The 15,674-nt window shown below is 66.9% G+C and carries 14 protein-coding genes; 1 reads left to right on the forward strand and 13 read right to left on the reverse strand.

The window, feature by feature from the left end; translation table 11 throughout:
- Window positions 1-15: 15 nt before the first annotated feature.
- Both BN973_RS02175 and BN973_RS02180 read right to left on the reverse strand, forming a co-directional pair.
- Window positions 16-357, reverse strand: a complete 342-nt coding sequence (locus BN973_RS02175) for a hypothetical protein (RefSeq protein WP_036465616.1) — start codon at window positions 355-357, stop codon at window positions 16-18.
- 78 nt (window positions 358-435) lie between these two features.
- The gene (locus BN973_RS02180) at window positions 436-1,521 is read right to left on the reverse strand and encodes an LpqN/LpqT family lipoprotein (protein ID WP_036465617.1); all 1,086 of its coding nucleotides are present in this window, start codon (window positions 1,519-1,521) and stop codon (window positions 436-438) included.
- A 187-nt stretch (window positions 1,522-1,708) separates the two neighbouring features.
- Between BN973_RS02180 and leuS the strand changes: the two genes are divergently transcribed.
- Window positions 1,709-4,615, forward strand: a complete 2,907-nt coding sequence (gene leuS, locus BN973_RS02185; RefSeq protein ID WP_036465618.1) for a leucine--tRNA ligase — start codon at window positions 1,709-1,711, stop codon at window positions 4,613-4,615.
- A gap of 6 nt (window positions 4,616-4,621) precedes the next feature.
- Here leuS and BN973_RS02190 read toward each other — a convergent pair whose 3' ends face one another.
- The 11 genes from BN973_RS02190 to BN973_RS02240 all read right to left on the reverse strand — a co-directional run bounded on the left by BN973_RS02190 (window position 4,622) and on the right by BN973_RS02240 (window position 15,443).
- Entirely contained in the window at window positions 4,622-5,293 is a 672-nt protein-coding gene (locus BN973_RS02190; RefSeq protein ID WP_036465619.1) for an SDR family oxidoreductase, read from the reverse strand.
- 48 nt (window positions 5,294-5,341) lie between these two features.
- Window positions 5,342-5,848 carry a MarR family winged helix-turn-helix transcriptional regulator gene (locus tag BN973_RS02195; RefSeq protein ID WP_036465621.1) on the reverse strand — a complete coding sequence of 169 codons (507 nt, stop codon included), beginning with the start codon at window positions 5,846-5,848 and terminating at the stop codon, window positions 5,342-5,344.
- Window positions 5,849-5,910: 62 nt separating this feature from the next.
- On the reverse strand, window positions 5,911-6,660 hold the full coding sequence (locus BN973_RS02200) for an amino acid ABC transporter ATP-binding protein (protein ID WP_036465622.1): 750 nt from the start codon (window positions 6,658-6,660) through the stop codon (window positions 5,911-5,913).
- Window positions 6,657-8,465, reverse strand: a complete 1,809-nt coding sequence (locus BN973_RS02205; protein WP_036471936.1) for an ABC transporter substrate-binding protein/permease — start codon at window positions 8,463-8,465, stop codon at window positions 6,657-6,659. The genes BN973_RS02200 and BN973_RS02205 overlap by 4 nt, the downstream gene beginning before the upstream one ends.
- Before the next feature lie 49 nt (window positions 8,466-8,514).
- The gene (locus tag BN973_RS02210) at window positions 8,515-9,255 is read right to left on the reverse strand and encodes a GntR family transcriptional regulator (RefSeq protein WP_036465624.1); all 741 of its coding nucleotides are present in this window, start codon (window positions 9,253-9,255) and stop codon (window positions 8,515-8,517) included.
- A 113-nt stretch (window positions 9,256-9,368) separates the two neighbouring features.
- Window positions 9,369-10,175 carry an LLM class F420-dependent oxidoreductase gene (locus BN973_RS02215; RefSeq protein ID WP_036465625.1) on the reverse strand — a complete coding sequence of 269 codons (807 nt, stop codon included), beginning with the start codon at window positions 10,173-10,175 and terminating at the stop codon, window positions 9,369-9,371.
- A gap of 32 nt (window positions 10,176-10,207) precedes the next feature.
- Window positions 10,208-11,122 carry an alpha/beta fold hydrolase gene (locus BN973_RS02220; RefSeq protein WP_036471937.1) on the reverse strand — a complete coding sequence of 305 codons (915 nt, stop codon included), beginning with the start codon at window positions 11,120-11,122 and terminating at the stop codon, window positions 10,208-10,210.
- Window positions 11,123-11,133: 11 nt separating this feature from the next.
- Window positions 11,134-12,348 carry a DUF1214 domain-containing protein gene (locus BN973_RS02225; RefSeq protein WP_232232010.1) on the reverse strand — a complete coding sequence of 405 codons (1,215 nt, stop codon included), beginning with the start codon at window positions 12,346-12,348 and terminating at the stop codon, window positions 11,134-11,136.
- Entirely contained in the window at window positions 12,345-13,145 is an 801-nt protein-coding gene (locus BN973_RS02230; RefSeq protein ID WP_036465627.1) for a sugar phosphate isomerase/epimerase family protein, read from the reverse strand. The genes BN973_RS02225 and BN973_RS02230 overlap by 4 nt, the downstream gene beginning before the upstream one ends.
- 4 nt (window positions 13,146-13,149) lie before the next feature.
- Complete coding sequence (locus tag BN973_RS02235; protein ID WP_036465629.1) at window positions 13,150-14,319, reverse strand: sulfotransferase family protein; 1,170 nt, start codon at window positions 14,317-14,319, stop codon at window positions 13,150-13,152.
- Window positions 14,316-15,443 (reverse strand): LLM class flavin-dependent oxidoreductase, encoded by a 1,128-nt coding sequence (locus BN973_RS02240; protein ID WP_036465631.1) that lies wholly within the window; start codon window positions 15,441-15,443, stop codon window positions 14,316-14,318. The genes BN973_RS02235 and BN973_RS02240 overlap by 4 nt, the downstream gene beginning before the upstream one ends.
- Window positions 15,444-15,674 lie beyond the last annotated feature (231 nt).

Below are 15,674 nucleotides of genomic sequence, written 5' to 3' on the forward strand. Positions count from 1 at the left end.
TCGGTTTAGTTTTCGTCAGTGGCAGGACTGTGTGCAGGCGCTGCACTCGCCGGCGCAACTGGGTGCCGCCGCTTGTTGGCGTAGTGCGAAGCGTGCGCTCTGCCACGAGCCCGCGGCCAGCGTGCCGAGGGCGCCGGCCACGCAGACGATCAGCACCACGAATGCGGTGTGCGCGGATGCGGCCAGTGCCACCACGCCGCCGGCGGTCAGCATCACCGCGGCCGCCAGCTGGGTCGGCGCCATAGCGCGTAGCGCCAGTTGAGTGCCGTCGACGGCGTGGTTGTGCGACAGCGACCAAGTCCCGAACCCGGCGGAAGCCACCGCCGCACACATGCACAAGACCCCAGCGATCAGCATTGCCCCACAATACGAGGCCGGTGGCGGATCCGCGCGTCGGGCTCCACACCCCTTATGACCCCTTATGTCAATGCGGAATTAGCGCGCGCCGAGGTTGCTGAAGTTCGGCAGCGGCGGAAGCCCCGGCACGAGGGCCAACAGGTTGGGCGCCGGCTGGGAGGGCAGTTGTCCAGGCACAGCCGGCTGCGCGGGAAGCCGGGTCGGCGCGCCGACCGGTGCCTGCGCCGGAACCGCGGCGGGAGCCGGTGCGGGTGCGGTTGCCTGGGCCGGAAGCCCGACGGGTGCGGCGGTCGGGGCGGGCGCGGCGGGAGCCGGGGCGGCGGACCCGGGGGCGGTCACCCGGAATCCGTTGATGATCGCGTCGGTGGCGGGTGCGTCGGCGACCGCCACCGCCCGGTCGGTGGTGACCGACAGCGACACCAGGTACGTGTCGTGGCCGGAGGTGGCGAGGATGTGACGGCGTGAGGTGTTCAGCGTCATGTCGCCCTCGCGGTAGGTGCCCTCGATCACCGACGACGGGAAACCGTCGAAGTCAGCCATCGAAGCGTTCGTGGACTGCCAGGCCAGCAGTTTCTGGCTGTCGACGTAGCCGTGCGAAATGGCTTCCCTGGGATCGAACGTACCGACCAGCTTGTAGACGACGACCTGCGCGTTTGATGTGTAGACGCTGCTTCCTTGCCGGTCGGCGATCACCGCGAACGCGTCCGGGACATTGGGGTCGGGCACCTGGGTCCAGCGAGGCGGCACCGGCAGCGTGATATCCAGCGCCTTGAATCCCTGCGGCTTCTGCGGCTCGAGCTTGACGCCCTTCGATGTGAAGTAGTCGCGCAGCGTCCCGGAGGCCGCGGGAGTCACCGAAGGCGGCTGCGCCGGCGCAACCGCGGCGGCGTTGGGCGTCGCGGCCGGAGCGGCGTTGGGCGCCGAGGCGAGGCTCGGCGGTGCGAACGGATTCGCCGACGGCGGGGTGGGGACAAACCGGCTGCTGGTCGTGCCCGGAGCCGCCGGCGGGTAGTACTGCTGCGCCGGCACCGGAACGATCGGACCGGGCGGGACGGGAGCCACCGGCTCAGCCGAAGCGGTAGCACCCGAAAATAGGGCGAACCCGATCACACCGGCGGCAAAACCGCCGGCGATTACGCGCCCGGGGGCGGCGATCTGAGTCATCTCTGTCGGTCCTTCCGAATGGCTGGCCCACCAGCATCCGTCGTATAGAGGCTGACTGTAACCAGAGGTCAAACGCGCTGGACAGGGCCGAAACAGAGCTGGGATGAACCCCTGATCTCTGCGCAACGCAACCTTTATCAACCTGTGGCCGACAGGCCCGCCGAGGCGTCCCTTATACGCTGTTCGGGTGACCCAATCGCCGACCGCCTCGTCTCGGAGCAACCCCACAGGTGCCCAGAGCGAGTCCGACGCGCCGCCTTTCCGTTACACCGCGGAGCTCGCCGGCCGTATTGAGGGCACCTGGCAGGACAACTGGGCGCGGCTCGGGACGTTCAATGTGTCCAACCCGGTGGGGTCGTTGGCCCCGGCGGATGGCGCACCGGTGCCCGACGACAAGCTGTTCGTCCAGGACATGTTCCCCTACCCGTCGGGCGACGGGCTGCACGTCGGACATCCCCTCGGCTACATCGCGACCGACGTCTACGCGCGCTACTTCCGCATGATTGGCCGTAACGTGCTGCACGCCTTGGGTTTTGACGCGTTCGGACTGCCCGCCGAGCAGTATGCGGTGCAAACCGGCACCCATCCGCGCGCTCGGACCGAGGCCAACATCGTCAACTTCCGCCGGCAGCTGGGCCGGCTGGGACTCGGGCACGACAGCCGGCGAACCTTCTCGACCACCGACGTCGAGTTCTACAAGTGGACGCAATGGATCTTCCTGCAGATCTACAACGCGTGGTTCGACACCGCCGCCGGCAAGGCCCGCCCCATCACCGAGTTGATCGCCGAGTTCGATTCCGGTGCCCGCCGTCTGGACGACGGCCGGGACTGGGCGACCTTGTCGGCGGGGGAGCGCGCCGACGTGATCGACGGCCACCGGCTGGTGTACCGCGCCGACTCGATGGTGAACTGGTGCCCCGGACTGGGCACCGTGCTGGCCAACGAAGAGGTCACCTCCGACGGACGCAGTGATCGCGGCAACTTCCCGGTGTTCCGGAAACGGTTGCGGCAGTGGATGATGCGCATCACCGCGTACTCCGACCGGCTGCTCGACGACCTGGACGTGCTGGACTGGCCGGACCAGGTCAAGACCATGCAGCGCAACTGGATCGGCCGTTCCACCGGCGCCGAGGCGTTGTTCTCGGCGACGACCTCCAGCGGCGAGATCGTCGACATCGACGTGTTCACCACGCGGCCCGACACTTTGTTCGGCGCAACGTATCTGGTGCTGGCGCCCGAACACGAGCTGGTGGACGACCTCGTTGCCGCCGCCTGGCCGGACGGGGTGGACGCCACGTGGACCTACGGCGCCGTCACACCCCGCGAAGCCGTCGCGGCGTACCGACGCGCGATCGGCGCGAAGTCGGACCTCGAGCGCCAGGAGAGCAAGGAGAAGACCGGCGTCTTCCTGGGCAGCTACGCGACCAACCCGGCCAACGGCAAACCGGTGCCGATCTTCATCGCCGACTACGTGCTGGTGGGCTACGGCACCGGCGCGATCATGGCGGTGCCGGGCCACGACCAGCGTGACTGGGACTTCGCCACCGCGTTCCACCTCCCGATCGTGGAAGTCATCGCCGGCGGCGATATTTCGGAGTCCGCATACGCCGGCGACGGCGTGCTGGTGAACTCCGGTTATCTCGACGGAATGGACGTCGCGGCCGCCAAGGCGGCCATCACCGCCCGCCTGGAGGCCGAGGGCCGTGGCCGGGCGCGGATCGAATTCAAGTTGCGCGATTGGCTTTTCGCGCGCCAGCGGTACTGGGGCGAACCGTTTCCCATCGTCTACGACAGCGACGGCCGCCCGCACGCACTGAGCGAGGCCGCGTTACCGGTGGAGCTTCCGGACATCCCCGACTATTCGCCGGTGCTGTTCGATCCGGACGACGCCGACAGCGAGCCGTCGCCGCCACTGGGCAAGGCCACCGACTGGGTGCACGTCGAGCTGGATTTGGGCGACGGGCTGAAGCCCTACAGCCGCGACACCAATGTGATGCCGCAGTGGGCCGGCAGCTCATGGTACGAGTTGCGCTACGCCGATCCGCATAACTCGGAACGGTTCTGCGCCAGGGAAAACGAGGCATATTGGATGGGTCCGCGGCCGGCCGAGCACGGTCCGCGGGACCCCGGTGGCGTCGACTTGTACGTCGGGGGAGCCGAGCACGCGGTGCTGCACCTGCTGTATGCCAGGTTCTGGCACAAGGTTCTCTACGACCTGGGCCACGTCAGTTCGCGGGAGCCTTACCGCCGCCTGGTCAACCAGGGCTACATCCAGGCGTTCGCCTACACTGACGCCCGCGGTTCCTACGTCGCGGCCGACGAGGTGGTCGAACGCGGCAACAGATTCTTCTATCCCGGACCCGACGGCGAGGTCGAAGTCTTTCAGGAATTCGGCAAAATCGGTAAGAGCCTGAAGAATTCGATCTCACCCGACACCATCTGCGACGAATACGGCGCGGACACCCTGCGGGTGTACGAGATGTCGATGGGCCCGCTGGAGGCGTCCCGGCCATGGGCGACCAAGGACGTCGTCGGCGCACACCGTTTCTTGCAGCGGGTCTGGCGGCTGGTGGTCGACGAGAACACCGGCGAATCGCGGGTGGCCGACGTGGGCGAGCAGCTGGACACCGAAACGCTGCGCGCCCTGCACCGCACTATCGAGGGAGTCTCGGAAGACTATGCGGCCCTGCGGAATAACACCGCGGCTGCCAAGCTGATCGAGTACACCAACCACCTCACCAAAGAGCACCGCGATGCGGTGCCCCGCGCGGCGGTCGAACCGCTGGTGCTGATGCTGGCACCGCTGGCCCCGCACCTGGCCGAGGAGTTGTGGTCGCGGTTGGGGCACACCACGTCGTTGGCGCACGGCCCGTTCCCGGTGGCCGACCCGGCCTATCTTGTCGACGACACCGTCGAGTACCCGGTGCAGGTCAACGGTAAGGTGCGCGGACGTGTGGTGGTAGCCGCCAATGCCGATGACGACACCCTCAAAGCAGCGGCGCTGGCGGATGAAAAGGTCAAGGCCTTCCTGGCCGGAGCGACCCCCCGCAAGGTGATCGTGGTTGCCGGCCGGCTGGTGAATCTGGTGGTCTGACGCCGGCTACCGCCGGCCCGGCCGCAGTACCACCTCGTGGACGTGGCCGTCGCGCGGTGTGGCCACCGCTTGGGCGACCGCAGCGGCGACGGTTTCGGGTCGCAGGAAGTCGGCGGCGTCGTAGTCGCCACCCTCGAACGCGACGAGTTCGCGCTGCATCTCGGTGTCGGTGCGGCCCGGAAATATCGTGGTGACTCGCAGGCTCGGTTCATCGGTGCGCAGGGAGTCGGCGAACGCGCGCAAGGCGAACTTGCTGGCCGAGTAGGACGCCATGCCCGGCGAAACCGCGCGCCCCGCACCGGAGTTGATGAACACCACCTGACCGCGGGCGCTGCGCAGGGCGGGCAACAGTTCCAGCGTAAGAGCCACCGCGCCAAAGACATTCACGCTGAAGGTGGCCCGCCATTCGTCGACGTGCGACTCGGCGACCCGGCCCGGAAAGGACACTCCCGCGTTGTGCACCAGCACGTCGAGCTCGTCGACGATCTCGCAGGCGGCCTCGATCTCGTCGACGTCGGTCAGGTCCAGTGGGAAGGTGGTGGCGCCGAGGCGCTCCGCGACGGCGTCGAGCCGGGCGGAGGGTCGACCGGCCAGCAGCAGCGTATGCGTCGGGGCCAGCGCGGTGGCGATGGCGGAACCGATGCCCCCGCCGGCACCAGTGATGAGTGCGGTTGGCATGTGACTCAGTCTACGGACATCACCAATGCCGTTGGAAAACAGCTACTTTCACGCGCGCTTGCGCGCGGGGGATTCTCCTCCGGCGGGCCCCGACGTCGGCTCTCCCGACGCCAGGCGCTCCAGCGGTGCCAGTGCTTTGGTCAGCATGTTCAGGTCGGACTCGTTGAGTTGGCTGAGCATCGCGGCCAGTGCCGCGTGCCGGTTGGCCAGCGACTCGGCGTGAACGGCGCGGCCGCGCGGGGTGATGTCGACCAGCACGGCGCGCAGGTCGGACGGATCGCGGGAACGCTTCACCAGCCCGATCTTCTCCAGCCGTCGGATCGCGACGGTCGTGGTGGGGGTCCGCACCCGTTCGTGTGCGGCCAGATCCGTCATCCGGATGGGGCCTTGATCGAGCAGGGTGACCAAGATCGACAGCTGCGCCAAGGTCAATTCGCCCGCCACCACTCCGCTGGGGTCGCCTCGGCGCAGGATCGAAAACAGCTTGGACAGTGCGCGGTGCAAGCCTTCCGCAAGCTCGGTTACCTCGGCCGCGGTGGAGTCGCTGTCCGCCATAAGTCGGCAGTCTAACCCGATATGGGTGCCGTACAAGGTAGCTACGGACTATTTCTAGCCCGTCAAAGCACTTGGGACAGGAATCGCTGCAGGCGGTCAGTTGTAGCCGCTTCGAATATCTGCTCAGGTGGCCCGGATTCCACCACCTTGCCTTGATCCATGAACACCACGGTGTCCGATGCCGACCGCGCGAAACCCATTTCGTGCGTGACCACGATCATCGTCATGCCGCCCGCCCCGAGGTCGGCGATGAGCTGCAAGGCTCCCTTGACCATTTCCGGATCCAGCGCCGAGGTCGCCTCGTCGAAGAACATCACCTGTGGCGCCATCGCCAGCGCCCGGGCGATCGCAACCCGTTGCTGCTGGCCACCGGAGAGCATGCCGGGGCGGGCACCGGCCTTGTGCTTCAGTCCAACTCGTGCCAGCTGCGTCAGCGCGAGCTCTTTGGCCTCCGCCGCGGACAGCCCGCGCAGCTTCTGCGGGCCCAGCGCGATGTTCTTGAGGATCGTCAGATGGGGGAACAGGTTGTAATGCTGGAACACCATCCCGATGCGCTGGCGCAACTCGTTGGGGTCGTCGCCCAGCACCGATCGTCCGTCCAGCAGGATGTCGCCGCTGTCGGGTTCATGCAGCCGGTTGAGGGCGCGCAGCAACGTCGACTTACCCGAGCCGGACGGCCCGATGACGGCGACCGTGGTGCCGGCGGGGGCTTCGAAGCTGACGCCGCGCAGCACCTTCGTCCCGCCCAGGGTCTTGTGAATATCCCTGGCTTCCAACGAAACTGATGCCCGCCCTGCGGTGTCGTCGGTCATGTCATCCCCGGCCCGAGTGTGGAAGTGACCATCGCGGCGGGTTCGTCGGTGTCGTCGGTGTTGCTGCCGCTGCGCAACCGCGTATCGATGTAATTCACCAAATGCGTTAACGGAACGGTCAATAACAGGTAGAAGAGACCTGCGGCCACCAACGGCGACAAGTTGCCGGTCTGCGCGTTGAGGTCGCGGCCCACTTGGAACAGTTCGCGCTCTTGGGCGACCAGGCCCAGGAAGTACACCAGCGCCGAGCCCTTCAGCAATGCGATCGCCTGATTGACCAGCGCGGGCAGCACCCGCCGGATCCCCTGCGGCACCACCACCAGCCGCATCGCGTCCGGATAGCTGAATCCGAGTGCGCGCGAGGCCTCCAGCTGCCCGCTGTCGACGCTCTGGATTCCCGAGCGCAGAATCTCGCCGATGTAGGCGGCGGCCATCAATCCCAGCGCGGCGATACCCAACGGGTACGGGTTGTTGTGCGTCAGCCCGCCGACGAGCGGTCCGATTCCCATCCCGATGATCAGAATGATCACCACCTCGGGAAGACCACGGAAGATGTCGGTATAGATCCGCGCCGGCCAACGCAGCCACCAGGAATGCGACATGCCCGCCATCGCCAGCACCATGCCGAGCACCAGCCCGATCACCAGTGCGCTGTTGGTCAGGATCAACGTGTTGGGCAGCCCGGTCATCAGGAGAGCGGGGATCGCTTGCTTGTAGAGGTCCCAATCCAAGAACTGGTCGCGCAGTTGCGCGAGCGTGGATTTCGGGGCGGGCGGTCGCTCCGACTGGTGGTGGTTGCTGGCCGCGATCGCGGCGAAGTCCGGTAGATGCGGGACCGGGGCGGCCCGGGATCCGGGTTTCCAGCCGGGCGGCAGCGGTCGCGGAACCCAGTCGGAGTACAGCCTCGCCCAGGTGCCGTCGGCGATGACGGCGTCCAGCGCGGCGTTCAGCGCGGCGATGAGTGGAGTGTTCTCCTTGGCAACCGCGTACGCGACGAAGTCGCCCGGGCTGAACTCGTTGGCAACCACCACCGCCGGATCGCCGGGGTGCATCACCCTGGCGGCCAGCGCCGCCGGCGCTACCCAGGCGTCGATTTGGTGTGTCTTGAGGCTGGCGTACACGGTGGAGAAGCCGGGATACTTCACCGGCTGCAGGTGCAGGGTGTCGACGACGTAGGACTCTTCGACGGTGCCCTGGACGACCCCGATGCGTTGTCCTTCGGCGAGATCATCGAAGCCGTCGATGGGCGATCCGGGCGGCACGATCAGTGCGTAGTAGCCGAAGTCGTAGCCGTTGGTGAACCCGACGGTGTGACGACGGGCAGTGGTGGCTTTCACCGAGGCCGAGCCGACGTCGAAGCGCCGCGACGCCACCTCGGCGAGCAGCGCGGAGAAATCCGTACTGGCGAAACGCACTCGCAGGCCCAACTTTTCCGCCATCGCGGTCAGCAGCTGATTGTCGAAACCGCTGAAGGTGCCGGCGGGGTCAACGCAGATCGAGGGCGGGGCATCCGACAGTGTGCCGACGCTCAGGACGCCCGGTGAGCTCAGGCCCAACGCGTCGACGTTGATCGAGCCGAGTGGCTCGACGGAGGGGGTCGTGTGGTCGTCGTCGCGACCGACCCCGCCGATGGTGGTCAGGTCTTTCGGCAAGGCCGTCGCGCGCTCAGGTCCGCCCGGCGCGCATTGGTTTCGATCGGCGGCCGCGGGTCCGGCCAGCACCATTCCGCACACGATCACAATCGTCGTGGCTAGTCCGAACAGCTTGGCTCCGCGCTTTGGGCGCGGGCCTCCGCACGAATTCATCACCGTCACCGTATCGACCGGGCGGCAACTCGTCGCGGCGAGAGCCGATTTAGAGCGCCATCGACGGCTGGCCGCGGACCGACTCGGACCCCGCCAGTACGGGAAGGGGGCCGGAAACAACCTGGCGAACGTCGTCGGGTGCGGAGAAAACCCTGCGCCGGAACAGTTCGGCCAACATGGTCTGCGCCATCAAGTAGGCGCGGCCGACGCATGCCGCCCGCGCGGCTTCGGGGTCGCGTCGCTGGATCGCCGCCGTTTCGTCCTCGTAATAGGGCAGTACGTCGTCGCGATTGTTCTGGTAGCTCATCCAGAACGCCTGGGGGATGAGGTCCTGCGAGGCGCGGATGGTGGCGTGCAGTCGCGGCCCGGCGTATTCGTCGTTGACAGTGCGCCGGTACTCCGCGGTGAGTTCGGAAAACGTCCGGGAGTCTTTCGCGGTGCGCATCGAACGCATCAGCGCATCGAGCTGCCCGAGGATACGCGGGGTCGGGTTGCTCGCGGCGCGCGCCGAGGCGATGCCGTTGAGCATGCCGTCAAGCTCGTGATGCTCGAGCACGCTGGCTTCGTCGAACCGCTCGACGAACGCGCCCCGGTGATAGCGGGTCGACACGACGCCATCGTGCTCGAGTTGGACCAGGGCCTCTTGGATCGGGACGCGACTGACCCCCAAGCCGAGCGCGATCTCGTTGCGGTCGACGCGGTCGCCGCTGCGCAGCTTGCCCGTCAGCACCAGGTTGAGGATGTGGTTGACAACCTGGTCCTTTTCTTTGACTCCGTATTTCTTCGGCATGAGTCTCTTTCAAGTCTGTTGCAGCTGGGCACCAGCGATCAGCGCAGGAAAGTTTCTCATGTATTCGCGCATTCGTTAAGGTGTTTGCCGGATGAATTGAGGGCGAACCCCAATTAACGCGCGTCGCGCCAGCGGCACAATGCCTCGGCCGCGCCGAGGTCGTAATCGGGACCGTTGACGCCGACGGTCAGCAGCGTCACCCCTAATGCGGCAAGGCCCTCGGCGTTGGCGATCAACCCGTCGACGCCCTCGCCGCGGCGAACCCCGCTGTTGTTCTCCACCCCGGCCGACCGCTCGATCGTGGACGGGTCACGTCCGACGGCGGCGCAGTGCTCTTCCAGGGCCGCGGCGGCGGCCGGGTAGGTGTCGACCGTGGTGAAGCCGTGCCAGATGTCGCCGTACTCGGCAACCAACCGCAGCGTCTTTCGCGGGCCCTTGCCGCCGATCAGGATTGGGATGTCGCGGGTCGGTGCGGGATTGAGCTTGGTCAGTCGCGACGTTATCCGGGGAAGCGCCGCGGCCAGGTCGTCGAGGCGGCTGCCCTTGGTGCCGAATTCGTAGCCGTACTCTTCGTAGTCCTTTTCTTTCCAACCGGATCCGATGCCCAGGATCAGCCGGCCCTCGGAAATGTGGTCGACGGTGCGTGCCATGTCGGCCAGCAACTCCGGGTTGCGATACGAGTTGCACGTCACCAGGGCGCCGAACTCGATACGCGACGTCTGCTCGGCCCAGGCCGCCAGCACGGTCCAGCATTCGAAATGCGCGCCGTCGGGATCGCCGTAGAGCGGAAAGAAGTGATCCCAGGTGAATGCGACGTCGACGCCCATGTCCTCGCAGCGGCGCACGGCGTCGCGGATGTGGTGGTATTCGGGGGCGTGCTGAGGCTGTAGTTGTACACCGATGCGAACGGGACGGGTCATGTGTTTCTCCTATCCGTGGGAGCCGCAGCCTCTCAGCGTGCGCCCAGCACCCCGGCCAACAGCTCGATCAGCGACCGGGGCTGATCGCTTTGCACCGAGTGCCCGGAGTTGTCGACAACGTGTGTCTGACGGAAATGCGTTGCGCGCTGGGTGAGTTCGGCGGCATCTTCGTCGGTGACGAACGGTGATGAGCCACCGCGCACGAGGGTGACGGGGGCGGTCAGCGCGTCGACGTCGTTCCACAGATCACCGAAGTCCGGCACTTTGCGGATGGTGTCGTAGCGCCACGCCCAGTTGCCGTTGTCGAGGCGGTGGGAGTTGTGGAACACGCCGCGGCGCAGTGCCTTGACTTCGCGGTGTGGTGCCGCGGCGACGGTGAGGTCCAGCATGGCCTGGAAGCTGGGGAACTCGCGCTCGCCGGAGACCAGCGCGACGGTGCCCTGCTGCTCGGTGGTCATCTCGGCATAGCGGTGCAACGCCGACGGCGTGACGTCGACGAGAACGAGTTCGCGCACCAGTTCCGGTGCGATCGCGCCGATCCGGATCCCGGTCAGCCCGCCCAGCGACATGCCCACGATCAGGTCGGCATCGGGCGCGAAGTCGCGCAGCACCGGCGCCACCGCATCGGCGTTGTGCTGTGGCGAATAATCGCCGTCCTCGCGCCAGCCGGAATGACCGTGGCCGGGCAGGTCGACCGCCAGCGCCGGCTCGCCGAGCCCGACGATGACGGTGTCCCAGGTGTGGGCGTTCTGTCCGCCGCCGTGCAAAAAAACGATCCGCGGGGGAGTGTTGCCCCAGCGCAGCGCGCTGATTCTGCCGTTCGGCGTTTCGGCCTCGACGCGTTCTACCTCAGGCAGCGGACCGGTGACGCCGGCCTGTTCGGCGTTCTCGGACAGCAGCGAGAATTCGGACAGCCCGTCCAGTTCGTCTTCGGAGATCTCGGTCACGACCTTTGACACTAGAGGACATAACGGCGCCGAATACCGTGGAATCGCTCCCACATCGCGGCGCTGCGCTGCGCGGGGCTCACCATCGCGGTGTCCGCCGGCAGCTCGCGCGCGATGTCGTCGTGTTTGACGACGCGCGTGTCCAGCACGACGGGTTCGCCGTCGAGCATGTGACGGTAGGTCAGGTTCCCGCGCTCGAAGCCCTGGGTGTCCAGCCAGTTGTGCACACTCGGATCACGGTGCGCCATGACCAGCCGGATGCGCCCGTCGCTGTCGGTCTTGGTGCGGCTCGGCGTGTAGCTCACCGGGCGGTAGAGGTAGTCCATGCTGTTGAAGAAGACACCCATGTTGGTGAACATCCACAGCCCGTCGTGGGCGTCGAATTCGACGATCAGCGCCTCGTCGGGCGCCAGCTCCCAATACATGTTGGCGGCGGCGCGGCCACGCTTGCTGTCCGCTTCGCTGGTGCCGACTCGCGGAAACGCGTTCGGATGTTCGGCATCGACTCCGCCGTGGGTGAACGGAAATTCCGGCCAGTCCGCCATCAGGCCGGTGACGAACTCGCCGGCCCATCCCATCGCCTCGACCATCACCTCGCGGTCGGGGAGCGGCTTGGGGGCGGCCATGTCGACCCGCTCGATCCGCAGCTGCGCGGGCAGCTCATCCCAGCGGTCGAATCCCTGACGGATGAACAGCTTTCGCGAGTGCGCGGTGGTGGGAAGCCAGTTCGGGCCGCACTCGGGCCCACCGATGTAGATCTCGAATTCCCCGTCGTCGCCGACCCTGAGCTGATGGCCGAACAGGTTGGCCTCCGGGGTGTCACCGAACGGCTCGTGCAGTACCCCGGGCCCGGGGACCCGCGCACCCTGGACGGTAACGTTGAAAAACCTTGCGGTGCCGCGATTGCCGGACAGCCGGTAGGTCGACTGCCCGTCGATCCAGGCTTGCTGGTAGGTGAAGTCGGCGCAGTCACCGCCGAGCTTGCGGGTCGGGCCGCAGAAGGTGTGCAGCACCGGGTAACCGGTGTCGCGCGTCTCGAGCGACAGATCGAAGGCCTGGCCCAGGTTCTGGGTCAGGAAGCGAAACGCGTCGACTCGCTGCGCGCCCGACGTGGCGTTGGCGTCTTTGAAGACCTGGTCGCCCGCCCGCTGCAGCCGCGCGCAGAACTCGATCCACGCCGAGCGCAGCGCCGCATCGTCCGCACCGTCGCCGAAAGCCATTGTCATGCACCTAATCTGTTCAGCATTGCCCCGACGACAGCGCAGGCGCGTCGGGCGGATTCCAGACGACCCTCCTGCTCGATTCGGGGTCCGATCAGTTCCAGGTCGAACCCATGCGAGTAGCCGTTCGCCAGCGCGTTGGCGACAAACCCTTCGATCGGAATCGTGCCGTCGCCGGGAACCGCCCGGCCGGGCAGCGCACGATCACCGAGTACGTAATCGCTGAGCTGGATGAGCTCGGTTCTCGGCAGGGCACGTTGCACCATCGCCTCGAAATCGCCTTCCGCCCAACAGTGGAACACGTCGATGCAGACACCGAGCCCGCTCATCTCGGCCAGCGTAACGGTGTCGCGCAGGGTGTGGGCGAGATGCAGGTCGGCGTACAGGCCGGAGGCATTCTCGACGGCCAGCGTCACACCGGCCTGCTGGGCGTGCGCGACGCAGGGCGCGATCATCGTGCGGAACCGGTCGGCGGCCCGGTTCCAGGTGAGGGTGCCCCGGCCGCCGGTGAGCAGGTAGATCATCCGCGCCCCGGCGCCGGCGGCCGCGTCGATCACCGGCATCAGCGCATCCTGTGCGGCCTGCGGGTCGGAGTTCAGCCGGCCACCGGCGAAAAGGTGATAGACCGCTTCGACGGTATAGGGATTGCGCTGCAACATCTTTGGAAACTCGGGGTCGAGCAGCTGGTTGTCCAGGATGCTCAACCGGGATACGCCCAGTTCCGCCCAGTGGCTTTCCAGTTCGGCCAACGCGGCACCGTAAAACGTGACGTTGTGCACGGACAGGCGTTGGTGGGCCGGCATCGCGTCAGCCTCGATTCTCGATCTCGACGCCGAATCGCTCACGGAATGACTGGAATTCGGCGTGCAGCGCATCTAGGTCTTCACCGATGTCGATCAACAGCTGGGTGGAGTAGCGGAACTTGCCGTAGCGGTCGCCGCGATTGTTGGCCAGGTAGTCGCGCATCGCGGACTCGGCTTCCGGCGTGACCTGCCGGCCGGCGAACGCGTAGTAGCGCTGCACCGTGGCGACCTGGTCGGCGATGAAGTCTGTGTAGCGGATGTGCAGGATGCGCGGATCGTCCACCATGGGATTGCTCATCGTGTTGGCGACGCCGGCGCGGGTCAACTCCAGGTGCATTTTCGCCAGGGCGTGCAGGTCGACGGGGCCGACCATGCCTTCGGCGATGTCGGTCATCATCATGGTGCGTGACGCCGCGACCTGAACCGGGTCGCGGTGCAGCCAGACCAGGGTGGCGTCGGGGTAGGCCTCGAACATCTCCTTGAGCCGGAAGCCGTGAAAACCTTTCAGCACCCAGTACTTCCGCGGCCGGGCGTATTGCAGCTGTTGCAGCATGGCCTTGTGCAGCCGGTACTGCGCGGCGGCATCGGTGGCCAGGCCGCCGACCAGTGACTGCATCGGCACCCGCCACCACGCCGTCGGTGTCATCACCCGGAAGTCGAAGGCCCAGGTGCGTTCGTCCTCGGGTAAGCCGTCGCCCAGCATGTCGTTGTAGGGGTGGCTGTGCAGCCATTTGGGCATCTTCGCGTTGATCTCGCGCCAGTCCTCGTCGGCTTGTTCGCGGCGCGGGTCGCCCGGGGCGGCCAACCCCGGCGGCGGTGACGGGTACATCACCTCCCAGAAGCGCAGCGCCCGCCCGCGTGGGTCGACGGACATCAGGGCGTGCATCAGCGTTGTCCCCGAACGCGGTTCGCCGGTCACGAACATCGGCGCCTCGATCACTTCGTCACCGATCGGGTAGCGATTGCGGTCTTCGATGAATTCCAGCCGCGAAGTGAGCAGCCAGTGGCACACCCGCGCTGCTTCACGGATTCCGTCGGCGTCCATGCCGAGGCTGTTCAGGTGGCCGGCGGCGACGGCGAAGCGCTCCGGCAGCGTGGGATCGCCGTAGTCGTGCAATCCGGTTTCGGCCTCCGCGCTACGCAGCAGCTCAGCGGCGTCGAGTTGGGCGCTCACGCCAGATCTCCGCACAGCTGCATCAATTCGTCTTCTGCGGCAAGGACATTCGCCGCCGACGTGGCGGCGTAGGACAGGCCCGCCATGGCGCCGTAGTCGAGGATCTTGGGCACCCGCAAGCCCGCGTCCACGTAGGTCTTGATGGTCTTCGCCACCTCGCGGGGGGTGCCGTGCGGTACGACGGCAAGCAGCATCTCCGGCTGCACGTTGTCCAGGAACACCCGGATCCGCTCGCGGGTGAGCACGGCGGGGTCGATGTCCTGGAACCCGCGCCAACTCGGGCCCATCGGGTGCTCAAAGCCGAAGCCGCGCAATGTCTCTGCCGAGACTTGCAGCAGGAAGGCCTTGACCAGCGGCGCCCGCAGGATCTCGGCGAGCGCGTCTTCGCTGGCGCCGATCAGGCAGACCTGCATGAAGCCCGGCGTGATCGCCATCGGGTCGCGGCCGGCTTGCTCGGCGGATTTCCTTACCGCCGAAAGCATCTCGGCGTAGTGCTCCGGGGTCCAGGCGCCGGCGGGCCACCAGCCGTCGGCGTGGCGGCCGGCGATGTCGAGCATGCGCGGGCCGCTGGCGCCGATCCAGATCTGCGGCGGTTTCCCGCCATACGGCTCGGTGTCCAAGCGTGCGTGATGCAGCGTATAGAACTGTCCTTCGAAGTCGACGGGACCGTCGCTGCACCAGAGCAGCCGGATCACGGTCAGTGCTTCCTCGAAACGGCTGACCGGCCGGGCGAAGTCGAAGCCGTACGGCAGCGTGTTCTCGCTCTCGCCGCTGCCCAAGCCGAGGATGAAACGGCCCTTGGCGAGATGGTCGATGGTCAGCGCGGTCTGGGCCAGTAGTGAGGGGTGGCGCCGCACGGTGTCGACGACCGCGCTCACCAATGGCACCCGCTCGGTCAGCACGGCGGCCGCGGCCGCGACCGACAGGCCGTCGAGATGGCGATGCGGTGACGGCGACGCGGTGGCGAGGTCGGTGAATTCGGGCGTCCAGATCGAGTCCGGCCAGAAGCTGACTATGTGATCGGGCAGCCAGATCGAGTGGTAGCGCCCGCTGTCGAGCTCGGCGAGACGGGACATGTCCAGGGGCAGGGTCGTGCGCAGGAACGCGGCGGGCTGAACTTTCATCCGTGACTAGGCCTGACTCGTCGATGGAGGGGTGCTCCGCGTAATGCTAAGCGACTGCACAGCACGCCGTTCACGGTATGGCAGTCCCGGCCTCGGGTGTGCGGCCGTCACGACGAATTGAGTGTGCAGTCCCGGCCTCGGGTGTGCGGCCACGGCGGGCCCGCCCGGCGTGTCGCCGCAACAGGCGCACACCCGAAACCGCCGGCGCACACCCGCACAAAAATGAGTGTG

Source organism: Mycobacterium triplex (assembly GCF_000689255.1).
Lineage (GTDB): Bacteria > Actinomycetota > Actinomycetes > Mycobacteriales > Mycobacteriaceae > Mycobacterium > Mycobacterium triplex.